The 17528-nt window shown below is 69.2% G+C and carries 14 protein-coding genes and 1 pseudogene; 8 read left to right on the top strand and 7 right to left on the bottom strand.

The window, feature by feature from the left end; genetic code table 11:
- The first annotated feature begins 9 nt into the window (after positions 1 to 9).
- The 3 genes and pseudogenes from H9L41_RS21695 (at position 10) to H9L41_RS21685 (ending at position 2548) form a co-directional block, all read left to right on the top strand.
- Positions 10 to 842: pseudogene (locus H9L41_RS21695) on the top strand (thiazole synthase).
- A gap of 263 nt (positions 843 to 1105) precedes the next feature.
- Positions 1106 to 1786, top strand: coding sequence for a tRNA (guanosine(46)-N7)-methyltransferase TrmB (trmB, locus tag H9L41_RS21690; protein ID WP_028447739.1), 681 nt, complete (start codon positions 1106 to 1108; stop codon positions 1784 to 1786).
- Positions 1787 to 1891: 105 nt separating this feature from the next.
- A complete protein-coding gene (locus H9L41_RS21685; protein ID WP_157462118.1) occupies positions 1892 to 2548 on the top strand; it encodes a hypothetical protein in 657 nt (218 codons plus the stop codon).
- Between the two features lie 310 nt (positions 2549 to 2858).
- On the opposite strand, the gene H9L41_RS21680 is transcribed toward H9L41_RS21685, so the two are convergent.
- The 5 genes from H9L41_RS21680 to wrbA form a co-directional block, all read right to left on the bottom strand.
- The gene (locus H9L41_RS21680; protein WP_187523591.1) at positions 2859 to 3257 is read right to left on the bottom strand and encodes an SPOR domain-containing protein; all 399 of its coding nucleotides are present in this window, start codon (positions 3255 to 3257) and stop codon (positions 2859 to 2861) included.
- Positions 3258 to 3603: 346 nt separating this feature from the next.
- Positions 3604 to 4365: a type III pantothenate kinase gene (locus H9L41_RS21675; RefSeq protein WP_028447737.1), complete on the bottom strand. Its 762-nt coding sequence runs from the start codon at positions 4363 to 4365 to the stop codon at positions 3604 to 3606.
- On the bottom strand, positions 4362 to 5330 hold the full coding sequence (locus tag H9L41_RS21670; RefSeq protein ID WP_028447736.1) for a biotin--[acetyl-CoA-carboxylase] ligase: 969 nt from the start codon (positions 5328 to 5330) through the stop codon (positions 4362 to 4364). The genes H9L41_RS21675 and H9L41_RS21670 overlap by 4 nt, the downstream gene beginning before the upstream one ends.
- A complete protein-coding gene (locus H9L41_RS21665; RefSeq protein ID WP_373282127.1) occupies positions 5327 to 5704 on the bottom strand; it encodes a DUF2069 domain-containing protein in 378 nt (125 codons plus the stop codon). The genes H9L41_RS21670 and H9L41_RS21665 overlap by 4 nt, the downstream gene beginning before the upstream one ends.
- 121 nt (positions 5705 to 5825) lie before the next feature.
- The gene (wrbA, locus tag H9L41_RS21660) at positions 5826 to 6425 is read right to left on the bottom strand and encodes an NAD(P)H:quinone oxidoreductase (RefSeq protein WP_028447734.1); all 600 of its coding nucleotides are present in this window, start codon (positions 6423 to 6425) and stop codon (positions 5826 to 5828) included.
- Positions 6426 to 6724: 299 nt separating this feature from the next.
- Between wrbA and H9L41_RS21655 the strand changes: the two genes are divergently transcribed.
- The 4 genes from H9L41_RS21655 to H9L41_RS21645 all read left to right on the top strand — a co-directional run bounded on the left by H9L41_RS21655 (position 6725) and on the right by H9L41_RS21645 (position 12638).
- A complete protein-coding gene (locus H9L41_RS21655) occupies positions 6725 to 7909 on the top strand; it encodes a YihY family inner membrane protein (RefSeq protein WP_187523590.1) in 1185 nt (394 codons plus the stop codon).
- Positions 7906 to 8040, top strand: coding sequence for a hypothetical protein (locus H9L41_RS25255; RefSeq protein WP_265583872.1), 135 nt, complete (start codon positions 7906 to 7908; stop codon positions 8038 to 8040). Before H9L41_RS21655 ends, H9L41_RS25255 begins: the two co-directional genes overlap by 4 nt.
- 293 nt (positions 8041 to 8333) lie before the next feature.
- A complete protein-coding gene (locus tag H9L41_RS25250) occupies positions 8334 to 10385 on the top strand; it encodes a hypothetical protein (RefSeq protein ID WP_211236926.1) in 2052 nt (683 codons plus the stop codon).
- A 423-nt stretch (positions 10386 to 10808) separates the two neighbouring features.
- Positions 10809 to 12638 (top strand): hypothetical protein, encoded by a 1830-nt coding sequence (locus H9L41_RS21645; RefSeq protein ID WP_187523589.1) that lies wholly within the window; start codon positions 10809 to 10811, stop codon positions 12636 to 12638.
- 59 nt (positions 12639 to 12697) lie between these two features.
- On the opposite strand, the gene H9L41_RS21640 is transcribed toward H9L41_RS21645, so the two are convergent.
- Entirely contained in the window at positions 12698 to 14284 is a 1587-nt protein-coding gene (locus H9L41_RS21640; protein ID WP_028447731.1) for a cyclic-di-GMP receptor FimW-related protein, read from the bottom strand.
- A 95-nt stretch (positions 14285 to 14379) separates the two neighbouring features.
- A complete protein-coding gene (gene bioA, locus H9L41_RS21635; protein ID WP_028447730.1) occupies positions 14380 to 15711 on the bottom strand; it encodes an adenosylmethionine--8-amino-7-oxononanoate transaminase in 1332 nt (443 codons plus the stop codon).
- A 514-nt stretch (positions 15712 to 16225) separates the two neighbouring features.
- Between bioA and urtA the strand changes: the two genes are divergently transcribed.
- Entirely contained in the window at positions 16226 to 17497 is a 1272-nt protein-coding gene (gene urtA / locus H9L41_RS21630; protein WP_028447729.1) for an urea ABC transporter substrate-binding protein, read from the top strand.
- The last annotated feature ends 31 nt before the right edge of the window (positions 17498 to 17528 follow it).

Below are 17528 nucleotides of genomic sequence, written 5' to 3'. Positions count from 1 at the left end.
GCCCGCCCGATTCCACCGGCGCCTGCGCGCCGCCCGTCCATCCCGCTCGGAACAGCCCACCATGAACGATCCCTCCTGATCGCCGGCCGCGAATACGGCTCACGCCTGCTGGTCGGCACCGGCAAGTACAAGGATTTCGCCGAGACCCGCGCCGCCATCGACGCCTCGGGCGCCGAAATCGTCACGGTCGCCATCCGCCGCGTGAACATCGGCCAGGACGCCGCGGCGCCGAGCCTGCTGGACTACCTGCCGCCGAGCGAATTCACCTACCTGCCCAATACCGCGGGCTGCTACAGCGCCGACGACGCGATCCGCACGCTGCGGCTGGCGCGCGAGCTGCTCGACGGCCACAAGCTGGTCAAGCTCGAGGTGCTGGGCGACCCGCACACGCTGTTCCCAACATGCGCGAGACGCTGAAGGCGGCCGAGGTGCTGGTCAAGGACGGCTTCGACGTGATGGTCTACGCCGCGGACGACCCGATCGCGGCGCGCGAGCTCGAGCAGATCGGCTGCTGCGCGATCATGCCGCTGGCGAGCCTGATCGGCTCGGGCATGGGCATCCTCAATCCGTGGAATCTCAAGCTGATCATCGAGCAGAGCACGGTGCCGGTGATCGTCGACGCCGGCGTCGGCACCGCATCCGACGCCGCCATCGCGATGGAACTCGGTTGCCACGGCGTGCTGATGAACACCGCGATCGCCGCGGCGCGCGACCCGGTGCTGATGGCCGGCGCGATGAAGAAGGGCGTCGAGGCCGGCCGCGAAGCCTTCCTGGCCGGCCGCATGCCCAAGAAGCTCTACTCGGCGAGCCCCAGCTCGCCGACGACAGGCCTCATTGGATGAGGCCAGTCGTGTGATTCGGCGCTGCGCGCCTCAGTGAAACGTGAAGGGTGAAACGTGGGTGGGTCGCCACCTATAGTTCATCGATTCACCCGCGGTGCATGGCAACCGGCATGCATCCATGGAGGCGCGCAGCGCCATTCACGTTCACCCGAGGCGCATCGCGCCGAGTCACGGAGGCGCGCAGCGCCGACCACGTTTCACCTTTCACGTTTCACTTGAGGCGCGACAGCGCCGAATCACCGGAGGCGCGCAGCGCCGACCCTATGGACAATCCGCACCATCGTCATATCCGCAGCTTCGTGCTGCGCCAGGGCCATTTCTCCGATGCGCAGACGCGCGCGATGGAGGAGGGCATGCCGCGCTGGGGCATCGAATACCGCCACCAGAAGCTCGACCTCGCCGCGGCCTTCGGCCGTGAGGCGCCCAAGGTGCTCGAGATCGGCTTCGGCATGGGCGGCGCCACCGCCGAGATCGCCGCGGCACGGCCCGATACCGACTTCCTCGGCATCGAGGTGCACGGTCCGGGCGTGGGCAACCTGCTCAAGCTGATCGACGAAAAGCAGCTCTCCAATTTGCGCATCGTCCGCCACGACGCGGTCGAGGTGGTCGAGCACATGCTGGCCGAAGCCAGCCTCGACGGCTTCCACCTGTATTTCCCCGACCCGTGGCCGAAGAAGCGCCATCACAAGCGCCGCCTGGTGCAGCCCGATTTCCTGGCCCGCATCGTCAGCCGGCTCAAGCCCGGCGCCTATATCCACATGGCGACCGACTGGGAGGACTACGCGCTGCAGATGCTCGAAGTGCTGTCCGCCAACCCCGATCTGCAGAACAGCGCCGACGGCTTCGCGCCGCGGCCCGACTGGCGGCCGCTGACCAAGTTCGAGCAGCGCGGCCTGAACCTCGGCCACGGCGTATGGGACCTGGTGTTCCGGAAGCGCCGCTGAGCGGCGGGAGCGGCGCTGGCGCAATGCGCCGATCGCGCCTAAAACCGTAGCGACGATGATCACGACGGCCCATCCCGGGGCCGCGACGCAAATGGGAGTGACACGATGAAACACGCATGGATGGGCATGCTGCTGCTGGCGACGCTGGCCGGCGGCGCACAGGCGGCCGGGGTCGGCGTACGCGCCGGCACCACCGGCATCGGCGCCGACGTCGGCTTCGACCTGATCCCGACCTTCTCGGGCCGCATCGGCTACAGCAAGTTCGACTACAGCCGCGACGTCGACGAGACCGACGTGCACTACGAGGGCAAGCTCAAGCTGTCCAACATCAGCGCGCTGGTCGACTGGCATCCGCTCGGCCCGTTCCGGCTGACCGCCGGCGTGGTCGGCGCCGACAACAAGTTCGTGCTCGACGGCCGCCCGACCGGCGGAACCTACGAGCTCAACGGCCACAACTACACCGCCGCCGAGATCGGCAGCGTGAAGGCCGAGATCAAGGGCAAGCGCCGCGCGGCGCCCTACCTCGGCGTCGGCTACGGCAACGTGTCGGGCTTCGGCGTGAACTTCTACGGCGACCTCGGCGTGATCCTGCAGGGCGGCAGCAAGGCCCGCGTTGACGTGACCTGCGGCAGCGCGGTGCCGGCGGCGCAATGCAACCAGATCCGCACCGACGCGGCGGCCGAGCAGGCGCGGCTGCAGGACGACCTCAAGCACTTCAAGGCCTGGCCGGTGCTGAACGTCGGGCTGACCATCGGTTTCTGAGGGCCTGGTCGGTATCGATTCGGGCAGTGGATGCGGTTCGCGGCGGATCAGGCACCCGGGGAGCCCGGGTGCTCACCATCGGCTCGGGCCGAAACAGCGACTCTCCGCTGATTCATTCCTACTCCTCCCGTCCCCGCCGCCGCGGGAAGCCTCGCTGGCGCTCGTTCGTGGGCTATGCGCCCGTAGCGATGTCGATCGAAGGCGCAGTCGGAATGAATTCCGACTTACAGCCGATCGGCGCTGCCCGCTGAACGAGATCCATGAAAAACGGCAACCCGCGGGTTGCCGTTTTTCATGGTGGGTGAAGAGCCTAGCAAGGCGTTTCCCCGACGGTGCTGCCGCGGAACGCGCTGGCCGCCTGGCTCAGCGCCGACTTCGCCTCGCGCGCGACGTTGCGCAGGTAGAAGGTGCTGCTGGCCGGCGCGCCCTCGCGCCGTTCGCGCAGGGTGGCGGTGCGCACGCCCTGCTGCTTGAGCGCGTCGAGCCGGCGCTCGGCCGCTTCGCGGGTCGAGAACAGGCCGAGCGAGATCGCGTTCAGCCATTTCTTGTCGTCGCTGACCACGAAGAAGTCGACCACGCCGATGGCCTTGAGCTCCTCGGCCTTGCGCTGCGCCTCGGCGCTGGTGCTGCGCGGCGGGATCAGCACCCAGTAGCGGGTCGGCCCTTCGGGCTCGTTGTTCTCCAGCTTGATCTCGCCGCCCAGCTGCAAGGCGGCGATGCGCTTGCGCGCATTGGGCAGGTCCTCGGGCAGGATGCCGCGCCAGGCGAAGCAGGCCAGCGCGGGCTTGGCGGCGACCGCCGCTTCGGCCGACCGGGCCGGGGCCGGGGTGGGCGTGGGCGTGGGGCGGGCGTCGGTGTCGGGGTGGGGGCAGGCGCCGGATCCGCCTGGGCCGGTGCTTCGGCCGGGGCCGGCCTGGCCGAGTCGTCGGCCGCCAGCTTCAATTGCGCGGCCTTCACCTCGCGGCCCTTCCAGTCGATGGGCGGCGGCGGCTCGACCAGCCGGGTGTAGCCGTAGAACAGCAGATTGGCGAGGACCAGCAGGAAGAACAGCCACTTCATGGGAGAGGTTTCCGCTCCGGGTCGTTGAAGGCGAGGCGGGCGAGCCCGCGCAGCACCAGATTATCGACGGCGATCAGCCGCTCCGCCAGCGCCGGCGCGAGCAGCGGCGCCAAGAGCGGGCCGTCGCCGCCCGACAGCAAGAGCTGCGCCGGCCGGCCTGTATGCCGTTCGAGCCGGCCGCGCGCCTGCTCGATCGCGCCGGCCAGCGCCGCCAGCGCGCCGTTGACGATGGCCTCGCCGGTCGAGCGCGGGAAGTCGGCGGGCTCGCCCCCGGGCAGGCCGAGGTCGGCGGTGCCCTGCGCCAGCGCCTGCCGCATCAGGCGGAAGCCCGGCACGATCAGGCCGCCGAGGAAGTCGCCCTCGGCGCTCAGCGCGTCCACCGTCAGCGCGGTGCCGGCCATGGCCACGATGCAGTCGCCGGCGGCCAGGCCGCGGGCGCCGATCAGCGCGGCCCAGCGGTCGGCGCCGAGCTGGCCGGGCTCGCGGTAGCCGTTGCGCAGGCCGGCCTGGGCGGCGACCGGCCGCAACCAGTCGATGGTCAGCGGCGCCAGCTGCGCGGCCAGCTCGGCGGCCACCTGCGGGCCGGCCACGTTGCAGCCGAGCGCGGCGCGCGGCGCATCGAAGCCGGCCAGAGATGCCGGCAACTGCGCCCGCTCGCCGTAGCCCAGGCTGCCCTGCGCGAGGTAGCCGCCGGGCGTCGCCAGCGCCCACTTGAGCCGGCTGTTGCCGGCGTCGAGCAGCAGCACCGGCGCGCTCATACCGCGCTCCGCAGGCTGACTTCGCCGGCATGCACGCGACGCTCGCCGTCCGGGCCGCCGAAGCGCAGCGCGCCGTCGGCGGCGATGCCGAGCGCGACGCCCTCGACCGCGCTGCCGTCGGGCAGCAAGAGCCGCGCCGGCATGCCCTGCATGGCGTGGCGCGCCTCCCATTCGGCCGCCAGCGGGGCGAAGCCGGCCGCCTCGAAGGCCGGCAGCAGCAGCGCCAGCTCGGCCAGCACCGCGGCCAGCAATTGGTTGCGCTCGCCGGCATAGCCGAGCGCCGCCAGCGAGGCGGCCGGCTGGTCGAGCGCGGCGCGTGCGGCTTCGGCCAGCCGCAGGTTGAGGCCGATGCCGATCACCACCGCCGAGGGGCCGAGCGCATCGCCTGACAACTCGATCAGGATGCCGCCGAGCTTGCCCTCGCTGCAGACGATGTCGTTGGGCCACTTGAGCCGCGCGCCGGCGACGCCGAGCGCCTGCAGCGCGCGCGCCACCGCCACCCCGATCGCCAGGCTCAGGCCCGACAGGTCGGCCACGCCGAGGTTGAAGCGCCACAGCAGCGAGAACATCAGCGCGTCGCCGAGCGCGCCCTGCCAGCGGCGGCCGCGGCGGCCGCGGCCCGCCGTCTGCCGTTCGGCGGCATAGACCAGGCCTGAGGGCGCGCCCTGGCCGGCGGCGGCCATCAGCGCGGTATTGGTCGAATCGATCTCGTCGAACAGCTTGAGATCGAAGAAGCGCGCCCGCTCGCCGAGCGCCCGCGCCACGCTGGCCTCGTCGAGCCAGCCGATCGGCCGCGCCAGCCGGTAGCCGCGGCCCTTGACGGTATGCAGCTCGACGCCGAGTTCGGCCGCCGAGCGCAGCGCCAGCGACACGCTGGCGCGCGACACGCCGAGCGCCTCGGCCAATTGCGGACCGGGCACGAAATCGTCGTGGCCGAGCAGGCGCAGCAGCGGGAAGGGACTCATGCCGCGCTCGGCCGGGTGAAGCGGGCGAACACCACCGTGCAGGCGAAGATCCAGACGCTGAGCGCCAGTTCCAGCAGGGCGAAGTAGCGGATCGCACCGTCGTCGCTCCAGCCGCGCATCACGCCCTCGATGAACCAGGCCAGGATGAACATGCTGAGCCACTGGTAGGTGTAGCGGCGGCCGCGCAGCACGCCGGGCAACGGCAGCAGCAGCGGCAGCGCCTTGATCCACAGCAGCGAGCCGGGCCTGAGCGGCGCCAGCCAGCCTTCCCAGGCGAGGCAGAGCGCGAACAGGGCCAGGAGGCCGGCCAGGGTGCCGTTGCGGGCGAGTCGGACGAGGGGGACATCGTTGGGTGGTCTTTCGGATCGTTTAATCGGCAAGGCAGGGGGCGGTTTTTGCAGGTCGGGATTTACTCCCGACAGCGATGTTGCCGACTGCGATGCCTCGGCCGGCGCTGTCGGGAGTCAATCCCCACCTACATGGCGGCGCTGCGCCTCACAACGGCCGCGCCAGCTTCACCGCCGCCTCGGCCAGCCGTTTGCCGAGCGCGATCGCCAGCGCCTTCTCGTGTTCGTCGACCGGCCGGCGGCCGTCGTGGCCGGCCACGTGGCTGGCGCCGTAGGGCGTGCCGCCGCCGGCGGTCAGCGTCAGGCCCGGCTCGCTGTAGGGGATGCCGAGCAGCGTCATGCCGTGGTGCAGCAGCGGCAGCATCATGGTCAGCAGCGTCGCCTCGTTGCCGCCGTGCGGGCTCGAGGTGCTGGTGAACACCGCCGCCGGCTTGCCGGCCAGCGTGCCGGCCAGCCAGTCGTTGCTGGTGCCGTCGAGGAAGTACTTGAGCGGCGCCGCCATGTTGCCGAAGCGGGTCGGGCTGCCCAGCGCCAGGCCGATGCAGTCCTTCAGATCGGCCAGCTCGACGTACGGCGCGCCGTCGTCGGGAATCGCCGGCGCGGTCGCCTCGCAGACGGTGGAGACGGCCGGCACGGTGCGCAGCCGCGCCTGGCAGCCGGGCACCGACTCGATGCCGCGCGCGACCAGCTGGGCGAGCTGGCGGGTGGCGCCGTGGCGGGAATAGTAGAGAACCAGCAGATCGGCCATGGACGGGGCGGGGAGAGCGATAAAGCCGGAATTATAGGGCTTTGCCGCCCGCCGCATTTCATGGATAGTCCGGCCATTCCACGCTTTGCTCCGCCCACCTGCGCGCGCCGTTGAAACGCGCTCTTCGGCTGCTGTGCGGAAATCCCCGATCGATCGGATTACCGGCCGTGGCGAGGGCGGGCGTGGAAATCGAATCAGCAAATCGAATGGTCGATCGTTAAGTCATCGAATAGCGCCCGGTCCGGCCGGGTGACGCACATTAGAAAGCCGAATGCCCGCCGTATCCCGGGCGCCAACGCATGCCTACCCTTTCCGAATACCGCCGCAACGTCTTCCACAACCTGCCCGCGCCGGTCGGCTTCATGCTGTTCGTGCTGCGCCGCCTGCGCGACGACCGCTGCCTCGAGGCCGCCGGCAGCCTCACCTTCACCACCATGCTGGCGCTGGTGCCCTTCCTGACCATCACGCTGACCATCGTCGCCGGCTTCCCGATGTTCGACGACTTCTCGGCGCGCTTCAAAGTCTTCCTGCTGCAGAACCTGGTGCCCGATTCGGCCGGCCGGGTGATCACGGTCTACATGCGCCAGTTCACCGACAACACCGGCAAGCTGACCGCGGTCTCGATGGCCACGCTGGCGGTCACCGCGCTGGCGATGATGGGCACCATCGACAAGACCTTCAACCGCATCTGGCGCGTGCGGCGGCAGCGGCCCTGGCTGGTCAAGACGCTGACCTACTGGGCGGTGCTGACGCTGGGCCCGCTGCTGCTGGGTATCGGCCTCGCCATGATCGGCTGGCTCGAGGCGCGCGGCGGCTCGGGCGTGCTGGCCGCGCTGCTCAGCGGCTCGGGCTTCGTCATCGCGCTGGCCGGCCTCGCGCTGTTCTACCGCGTGGTGCCCAACTGCCCGGTGCCGACCGCGCACGCGCTGACCGCGGCCGCCTTCTCGACCGCGGCGCTGACGCTGATGAAGACGCTGTTCGGGCTCTACGTGAAAAAGTTCGGCACCTTCAAGCTGGTCTACGGCGCCTTCGCCGCGCTGCCGATCTTCCTCTTGTGGCTCTACCTGGTCTGGACCATCGTGCTGGCCGGCGCGGTGATCGCCGCGACGCTGTCCTACTGGCACGGCGAGGCCTGGCGCCGCCGCGTGCATCCGGGCCAGCGGCTGTACGACGCCGTGCGGCTGCTGCTGCGGCTGGACGAGGCGCGGCGCGAGGGCCAGGTGCTGCAGCTCGGCCGGCTGCGCCGCATGCTGTCGCTGGGCCAGGACGAGCTGCACGAGCTGCTCGAGCGGCTGTCGCAGCGCGGCTGGGTACAGTCGACCCGGTCGGACGGCTGGGTGCTGGCGGCCGCGCTCGAATGCATCACCCTGCAGGCGCTCTACCACCTGCTGGTGACCCGGCCGGTGACACCGCCGCGGGCGGCGGATGGGCTGCATCGGCTGCTGGGGAATACTTCGGCCGGATCGATACGACGCTGGACGTGAATCTGGCCGAACTGGCCGAGCGGCTGCGCGAGGGCGGGACGACGGGCGTGCCCTTGCTGGAAGGGCCTGTGCACGATGGCGCCGAAGAGGGTGTGCGGCTGGAGGTATCGGTGCCGCCGGCAGCATCGTGACGTCCGGCGGGGGTTGATAAACAGGTCGCCTCCTTGCCGGGACGAGTCGTTCCCGCACTCCACCGTCCCGAGGCCAGGTCCGGCAGGTCGTATCGGGCGAGACGCTGCCGATCCTTGACTATAGTTACCGGGTAATGAGTGCCATTCGCAGCCTGCCTGGCTGCGCCGGATGATCGTCAACCGATCGGAAATGCCTTTCCGTCCCGATCAACGTGTTCTGCCGCGGGTTCGCCGTGGCACGAACCATGCCGCGATGCGGCTACGCCGCGGCCGGGCCTCCTTGGGGAAAATCGATGCGATATCTGACCACGGCCGTCGTGGCCCTGCCGCTGGTATTCGGACTTGCCGCCTGCGGCGGCGGGGGCGGCGGTTCTACGCCTTCGCCGACGCCCACTCCCACGCCGATTCCGACGCCTACGCCCACCCCCACACCGGTTCCGACGCCTACCCCGGTCCCCACACCCACGCCGGTTCCCCAATCGATCGCAAAGGCGGCCGGCGACGACCAGACCGCGGCACCCGGTACGGCCGTTGCGGTGGCTCCCGCGGTCGTCGTGACCAGCAGCCTCGGGGCGCCCATGCCCGGAGTCGACGTGTCGTTCAGCATCACGAGCGGCGGCGGGCAGATCCAGTACGCGCAGGCACGTACCGATGCCGCCGGGCGCGCTTCGAGCGGCAACTGGCGACTGGGCGTGGCCAAGGGCACCAACCGGCTGGCGGCCAGCGTCGCCGGCCTGCCGGCGGTACAGTTCACGGCCCAGGGGGCCAACGTCTCGCCGGCTGTCGCCACCACCGTATTGCAGCCCGCTTCGGGCCAGACGACGGGCGACAGCTACCAGATCGTCGCCCAGGTGAGCGCATCCCAGCCGCTGGCCTCCGTCACCGCCACGGTGAACGGGAACACGATTCCGCTCAGCTACGGCAGCGTCGGCGGAATCGGCTTGGCCTGGAGCGGGACCGGCTCGCTGGCGGGCTTGCCTGCGGGCGAGCTCGATCTGGTGGTGACGGCCACCGATACCGCGTCCAACGTCACCGATGCCGTCGTGCCGATCGTGCACCAGGCGCTGCCGCAGATCGCGATTTCGGCGCCGCTGAACGAGACCGTGGCGCCGGGCTCGGTGCGGATCGTGGCCCGTTGCACTGGCAGCGGCCAGAGCAGCTGCACCTCGCTGACTGCGATGATCGAGGGCAGCACGGTGGTGGCCAGGGGCATCGACTTCATTTCCGCCGACGCCGACCTGTCCGCCTACCTGGGCCGCAAGGTCCAGCTGACGCTCTACAGCGTCGACGCCGCCGGCAACCAGACGAACGTCGACCGGACCCTGTACGTGGAGGACAGCCAACGCCTGCAGCAGGTGGCCGAAGTGGCCGGGCCGGCCTGGGACGTGCTCGGTTCCCGCGTGCTGTATCTCGATCCGCTGGCGGCCTTGCCCACGCTGGCAGTGCTGGATGTCGCGACCGGCGGCCTGGTCGCCGTCGACAGCTCACCCGACCTGGTTGGCTCCTATGGCGGGCCGGGTTACCTGACGCGGTCGGGAGCCCTCTATGTCAAGGGATCGGTCGGCGGCCCGACGCCGCGGCCGATGCTCACCGAATGGCGGGCAGGCAGCCTGACCGATCTGGGCCAGATTGCCGGGAGCAACAGCCTGAGCGTGGCCGGCGACTGGGCTGTCTACAGCAGTGCCTCCCCGGCTGGGCTGTGGGCACGCGACCTGCTGAACGGGGTCTCCACCTTGCAGACCACGGTGGCGGGCAACACCCAGAACGCCGTGGCCGCGAATGGCGACGTGGTCTACTGGACCGCGGGTTCGGGCGGACTCGGCTACAACATCCATCGCCGGCGCGGCGGGCTGGACCAGGCGCTGACCAATGACGCGGCCGTCAGCCTGTGGAACGTCTACCCGCTGACCGATGGCAATGGGGCGGTCTATCGCAAAAGCACGCCTTGCTGCAGCAATCAGACCTATTCCATCGTCTACCACGACGGCACCGCCGAAAGCCTCCTGGCCAATGCCGGCACGACGCAGCCGCAGCCGGGCACCGACTACGCCATCGCCAATGGCCACGTGGCCTATGTCGCCCGCGACCTGAACCAGATCGGCCAGGTCTGGCGGCGCAGCGCGGGTGTGGACCAGCAGCTTTCGTCCTTCCCCGTCGCCAGCACCATCGATGCCATCGGCCCGGACGGCACCGTGCTGCTGAGCCAGGTGGCCAGCCGCAAGCGCTATCGGGCCAGGCCGGGGGCGGCGCTGGAAGAGATCGGCACCAACCTGGGCCAGGTGATCTACCGCAACGGGAATTTCTTCGTGCTGATGGGGCGCAGCGTGTTCAAGGTCAGGCCGTAGGCGCGGCCGGAAACGATGGTCGGTCGGTTCTCCGCGTGGCTGCGTTCGTCCGGCCGGCCGGGGTGGCCTGTAGAGCAAGCCGCCGACTGCGCTGCTATTGCGCGTCGGTGTCTGGTTGAGGGGAAATCGATGCGCTATCTGACTTTGGCCATCGTGGCACTGCCTTTGGCATGCGGACTTGCTGCATGTGGTGACGGGGATGGCGGATCGACGCCGGCCGGCACCACGCCCACTCCTGCACCGACGCCTACGCCGGTTCCGAGCCCCGTGCCGACGCCGGCACCAACGCCGACGCCGACGCCAACGCCGGCACCAACGCCGGCACCAACGCCGGCACCGGCACCGACCCCGACACCGGCACCAACCCCGACGCCAACCCCGACGCCGCGATCGCTTGCCAAGACGGTTGGAGACGGCCAGATCGTGGCGCCCGGCATGGCCGTACCGGTGGCGCCCGAGGTCCTGGTGGTCAGTAACCTTGGAACGCCCATGGCAGGCGTCGATGTCTCGTTCAGCGTCACGCGTGGCGGCGGCCAGGTCCAGCGTACTCAAGCCCGCACCGATGCCGCAGGGCGCGCTTCGAGCGGCAGTTGGCGGCTGGGCGTGACCAAGGGGACCAATCTGCTTGCAGCCAGTGTCAGCGGCTTGCCGCCGGTGAAGTTCACGGCCCGGGCCGCCAATGTATCGTCGGCCATTGCGACCACGGTGTTGCAGCCGACCTCGGACCAGATGATCGGCGACAGCTATCAGGTCATCGCGAAGGTGATTGCGACCCAGTCGCTGGCGTCGGTGACCGCCACCATGAACGGCCGCACGATTCCGCTCAGCCTGACCGATGTCGGCGGCGGCATCGGCCAGGCCTGGACCGGTACCGATTCGTCGACGAACCTGCCTGGCGGTGATCTCGACCTGGTGGTGACGGCCACCGACGTGCTGTCCAACACCACGGATGCCATCGTCCCGCTCGTCCATCTGGACCTGCCGCGAGTCACGGTTGCCGAGCCGTTGAGCGAAAGCGTGGTGCCGACCTCGGTGAAGATCGTCGCCAGCTGTACCGGCAGCGGCCAGACCCGCTGCACTTCGCTGAGCGCGAGGATCGAGGACACCCATGTGGTGGCCACCGGCACCGATTTCATTTCCAAGGTGGTCGATCTGACCCTCTATCTGGGTCGCAAGGTCCGGCTGGTCTTCGACATCGTCGATGCCGCCGGCCGGCAGTCGTCCATTACGCAGACCCTGTACGTGGAGGACGGCCCGGGCCTGCAGCGGGTGGTCGACGTGGCCGGGCCGGTGTGGGACGTGCTGGGCTCCCGCGTGCTGTATCTCGACATCTCGACGGCGCTGCCCTCGCTGAAGGTGCTGGATCTCACGACCGGCAGCACGGTGCTCGTCGACAGCGGGCCGGGCCTGCTCGATCGGCAGGGCGGTCCGGGTTACCTGACCCAGACTGGCGCGATCTACGTCAAGGGGTCGGTCGACGGTTCGTCGGCCGTGCCGCTGCTCGCCGAATGGCGGTCGGGCAGCCTGATCGCCCTGGGTGAGATCACCCGCAGCGGCAACTTCGGCGTGGCGGGCGATTGGGCCGTCTATACGCGTCCACCCAACTCCACCCTGTGGATCCGCGACTTGCTGAGCGGCGTTTCTTCCGCGCAGGCGACTGCCGCGGTGAGCGGCCCGGGCGCGCTGGCCGCCAACGGCGACGTGATCTACACCAGCAACAGCACAGGCCCGACCGGCCGCAATATCTACCGTCTACGCGGCGGTACGGCGCAGGCGCTGACCCAGGACGGCGGCGCCAGCCTGTACAACCAGGAGCCGCAGACCGACGGCATCGGCGTGGTCTATCTCAAGAGCGCGGCCTGTTGCGGCAGCGGGCCTTTCCTCATCGCCTATCACGACGGCAGCGTCGAAAGCATCGTGTCCAATGTCAGCGGGCTCAACGCCGTGAACAGGAAATACGCGATCGCCAACGGCCACCTGGCCTATATCGCGCCGGACGCCAACCAGATCGGCCAGGTCTGGCGGCGTAGCGCCGGCGTCGATCTGCAACTCACTTTCTTCACCGCCAACAGCACCGTCGACATCATCGGCCCGGACGGCACCGTGCTGCTGAACCAACTGGGCAAACGGCGCTACCTCGTCCGGCCGGGCGGTGTGCCGGCAGACATCGGCACCTACCTGGGCCGGGTGGTCTACCGCAACGGGAATTTCTTCGTGCTGATGGGGCGCAGCGTGTTCAAGGTCAGGCCGTAGGAAACGGTTGGCCTGTTCTCCTGGAGTCCGCTGGATGGGTAACTCATGTTCGGCGTGCTTCAGCGCCCCGCCGTATTGTCGTTGTACTCGAACAGATCGAACCCCACCGCCTGCTCGTGCAGCTTGGCCGCCCGCACGATCTGCTCGCCGTCGTCGGTATAGATCGCCATCTCCCGCATCGGCGAGAAGCTGCCGCGCGGCGCCGCGATCAGTGGCGGCTGCTTGAGCGCGGCCACTTCGGGCAGCAACAGGCAAGGCTGGAAGGTGCTGCCCTGGTGGGCGATGGTCGGCCGCATCATCGCCGCCGTGCCGCCCGGCGCGAGCACCTGGGCGCCGACTTCGAGCGCTTCGCCCTCGTCCACCGTCTGCAGCCAGCGTACGCAGGCCACCAGCCAGGCGTCCTGGCCGTGGGCGCGCAGCGCGATCAGGTCGCCGACGCGGTAGAGGCCGTTCTGCGGCGCCGGTTTGAGCCGCAGCGCGAAGCCGCCGGGGCTCTCGTTCAGCACCATCCAGTCGTCCGGCGCGGTGAAGCTGCTGCCCGACACGCTGATCGGCCCGATGTCGTCGACCACCGCATCGTCCAACACCACCGGCTGCAGCAGCGGCCGCGCGCCGTTCAGGTAGTAGGCGGCCAGCCGCAGGCCGCCGGCCACCTCGACCCGGCTGTTGGCGCGGATGCGCTGGAACACTCGCTTGGGCGCGATGCTCCATTGCCGCGTCACCCGCCTGAGCAGGTCGATCCAGGCCTGCGCCTTGGCGCGGTCGCTGGCGCCGGGCAGCTTGGCCTCGACCGCGTGCAGCGCCTTGTGCAGGTGGCGCGCCATTTCCATCGTGTCCAGCAGGATCGCGCCGGAGGCGTCGGCGTCGAGCGGCTTCTGGCCCAGGAAGGCCGGCGCCACGTCGGCGTCGAGCCGCACCAGGAACAGCCCGGCCGGATGCTGGGCGGCGCCGAGCGGCTGGAATTGCGCGGCGGCGCCGTAGTTGCGGATCAGGTCGAGGATCTTGTCGTGCTCGACCGGGTGGTAGCGGAACGGGTCGGACAGCGCCAGCAGCAGCATCTGCTTGTAGTAGCCGCCGATGGTGCGGATCGGGTGGTCGGCGCTCTCGGGCGCGTCGATCCACTTGTGCTGTACGGCGTGGCGGAACAGCGCGTGCACCTCCTGCCAGGCGCCGGCCGGCACCGCGGTATAGCTCTTGCAGCACACCCACATCAGCTTGAAATGGTTCGCCATCAGCTTCTGGATCAGCTCGGGCAACTGGCGGTTGCCCAGGCTGAAGCGCGCGTTCAGCCGCTCGTTCAACACCAGCTTGTAACCGTTGGCGAGCTCCAGCTGCAGGTTGCGCGCCAGCGTCGAGGCCTGGCGCGCCTTGTCGCGCGCCGGCGCATGGGCGCTGCTGTAGGCGGCTTCGAGCGGGGCGTCGAGCAGGTCGATGGCGACCTGGTAGTGCTCCAGCAGCGCCAGCCGGGCGTCGGCGTCGAGCTTGACGCGATTGAGCGTGGTCAGCGCGTCGAAGATCGCGCGGCCAGTCTCCAGCAGATTGGCAGGCGGCAGCGAGACCAGCCAGGCCTTGACGGCCTTGGGATTGGTCTCGACCGAGAGAGGCCGGCCGCTGATCGGTTCCGGCACGTTCAGGACGAGGGGCATGGGGTTGCTGGCAAGTGATGTAGTTGTTCTATAGGCGATATCGCCGCGAGTCGCGATGGCGCCGTCTCCCTGTTTGCCCGGGAACCCTCGCGGGTTCAGGCCAGGCCTTCGTCCAGCAGGCGATGCAGGACGTCGAAAGCCTGTTGCAGCTCGCCGATGCTAACCACATAGGGCGGCATCAGGTAGACGGTATTACTCACGGGCCGCACCAGCAGGCCGCGCGCCAGCGCCGCTTCGAACACGCGGCCGGAGAAGCCCGGCTGCGCGTCCTTGACCTCGAACGCCCAGATCATGCCGAGCTGGCGTGCGTGCTCGACCCGCGGATGGGCCGCCAGTCGGGCGAAATCGGCGGCCACCGCGGCGGCCTTGGCGCGGTTGGCGGCCAATACGCCGTCGTCCTCGAAGATCGCCAGCACCTCGAGCGCGGCGCGGCAGGCCAGCGCGTTGCCGGTGTAGCTGTGGCTGTGCAGGAAGCCGCGGCCGACCTCGTCGTCGTAGAAGGCGGCGTAGACCGCGTCGGTGGTCAGCACCGCCGACAACGGCAGGTAGCCGCCGGTGATGCCCTTGGACAGGCAGATGAAATCGGGCTTCCAGCCCTCCCTCAGCCCGCCGGCCTGCTCGCAGGCGAACAGCGTGCCGGTGCGGCCGAAGCCCATGGCGATCTCGTCGGCGATCAGGTGCACTTGGTACCGATCGCACAGTTCGCGCGCGCGGCGCAGATAGGCCGGGTGGTACATCGCCATGCCGGCCGCGCCCTGGCACAGCGGCTCGACGATCAGCGCGGCCAGCTCGTCGGCGCGCGCTTCGAACAGCGCTTCCAGCTCGGCTGCCGCGCGCAGCGCATAGGCTTCGGCGCTCTCGCCCGGCTCGGCCAGCCGCCAGTCGGGCGACTTCACCCGCTGGGTCTGGCGCAACAGCGGCGCGTAGGTGGCGCTGAACAAGGGCACGTCGGTGACGCTGAGCGCGCCCAGCGTCTCGCCGTGGTAGCTGTTTTCCAGGCTGACGAAGCCGGTCTTGCGCTCGCGGCCGAGGTTGCGCCAGTAGTGGTAGCTCATCTTCAGCGCGATCTCGGTGGCGCTGGCGCCGTCCGAACCGTAGAAGGCGTGGCCCAGGCCGGTCAGCGCGCCGAGCTTTTCCGACAGCTCGACCACCGGCCGCTGGGTGAAGCCGGCCAGGATCACGTGTTCGAGCGTGTTCATCTGGTCGAGCAGCGCCGCGTTGATGCGTGGGTTGGCGTGGCCGAACAGGTTGACCCACCAGCTGCTGACGCCGTCGAGATAGCGACGGCCTTCGAAATCGACCAGCCAGGCGCCTTCGCCGCGGGCGATCGGCACGATGGGCAGGGTCTCGTGGCGCTTCATCTGGGTGCACGGGTGCCAGACGGCGTGGCGGCTGCGTTCCAGCCAGTCCTGGTTGCTCGGGTTCATTTGTTTTTCCTGATACGGGTGGCCGCTTCTACGCCGCGGCCCGGCGGCTGTAAAGCCGTCGACCGGCCTGATGCCGCTCCAATCAAGCCCGGCTCACGGCGAGCCGGCATTTCCGCTGCGTATCGAACGGCGCCGGTCATCGACCTGTAGGAGCGGCTTCAGCCGCGAATGGCTGAACCTCCACCATTCGCGGCTAAAGCCGCTCCTACAGCCAAGCACCATCACGGTTTTCACCATCATTCACTGATGCGGCGCAGCAATTGTGCGCCATGCGTCGTGCTGGTGCGCGGCCGTCCGTCCCTGCCGAATGGCGCGGCGCCGTTTTCCCTTGGCGATCAGTCGCTTGTTGCGCTGCAGCAAGCTGGCACGCGTCCTGCTAATACCGGTTCCATCGCTCGGGCTGGCCGCCACAAGCCGCAGCGCCTCAGCACGTTTTCCGCTCCGCCCACCCATGGCGGGCTCGATTCGAGCAGTACGTCCGTCAGGCACGTTCAATCACAGGGAAGGAAGCGTCATGAAGCGTCGAGTCATCCTCCAGGCGGCCGTCGCGGCCGCCGTCGCCGGCTGGGCCGGCATCGGCCAGTCGGCCCTGGCCGCCGACACCATCAAGGTCGGCATCCTGCATTCGCTGTCGGGCACGATGGCGATCTCCGAGACGGCGCTGAAGGAAACCGCGCTGATGACCATCGCCGAGATCAATGCCAAGGGCGGCGTGCTCGGCAAGAAGCTCGAGCCGGTGGTGGTCGACCCGGCCTCCAACTGGCCGCTGTTCGCCGAGAAGTCGCGTCAGCTGCTGGCTAAGGACAAGGTCGCGGTGGTGTTCGGCTGCTGGACCTCGGTGTCGCGCAAGTCGGTGCTGCCGGTGTTCAAGGAGCTGAACGGGCTGCTGTTCTACCCGGTGCAGTACGAGGGCGAGGAGTTGGAGAAGAACGTGTTCTACACCGGCGCGGCGCCCAACCAGCAGGCGATCCCGGCGGTCGAGTACCTGATGGGCAAGGACGGCGGCGAGGCCAAGCGCTTCGTGCTGCTCGGCACCGACTACGTCTACCCGCGCACCACCAACAAGATCCTGCGCGCCTTCCTCAAGTCGAAGGGGGTGGCCGAGTCCGACATCATGGAGGAGTACACCCCGTTCGGGCATAGCGACTACCAGTCGATCATCGCCAAGATCAAGCAGTTCGCCGCCGAGGGCAAGAAGACCGCGGTGGTGTCGACCATCAACGGCGATTCCAACGTGCCGTTCTACAAGGAACTGGGCAACGCCGGCCTCAAGGCCACCGACGTGCCGGTGGTGGCCTTCTCGGTCGGCGAGGAGGAGCTGCGCGGCATCGACGCCAAGCCGCTGGTCGGCCACCTGGCGGCCTGGAACTACTTCGAATCGGTGAAGAACCCGGAGAACGCCGCCTTCATCAAGCAGTACAAGGCCTGGGCGGTGAAGAACAAGCTGCCCAACGCCGCCACCGTGGTGACCAACGACCCGATGGAGGCGACCTACGTCGGCATCCACATGTGGAAGCAGGCGGTGGAGAAGGCCAAGAGCACCGAGGTGGACAAGGTGATCGCGGCGATGGGCGGCCAGCGGTTCAAGGCGCCGTCGGGCTTCGTGCTCGAAATGGATGCGCGCAACCACCACCTGCACAAGCCGGTGATGATCGGCGAGGTGCAGGCTAACGGCCAGTTCGACGTGGTGTGGAAGACCAAGGCGCCGATCAAGGCCCAGCCGTGGAGCCCCTTCATCGCCGGCAACGACAAGAAGAAGGACGAACCGGTGCTGGCGGCCAAGTAAGCCGGCCCGGCCGCGGGCGCCGAGGCGCCCG

The organism is Chitinimonas koreensis, assembly GCF_014353015.1.
Classification (GTDB): domain Bacteria; phylum Pseudomonadota; class Gammaproteobacteria; order Burkholderiales; family Chitinimonadaceae; genus Chitinimonas; species Chitinimonas koreensis.
This window is presented reverse-complemented; position numbering and strand designations above follow the sequence as displayed.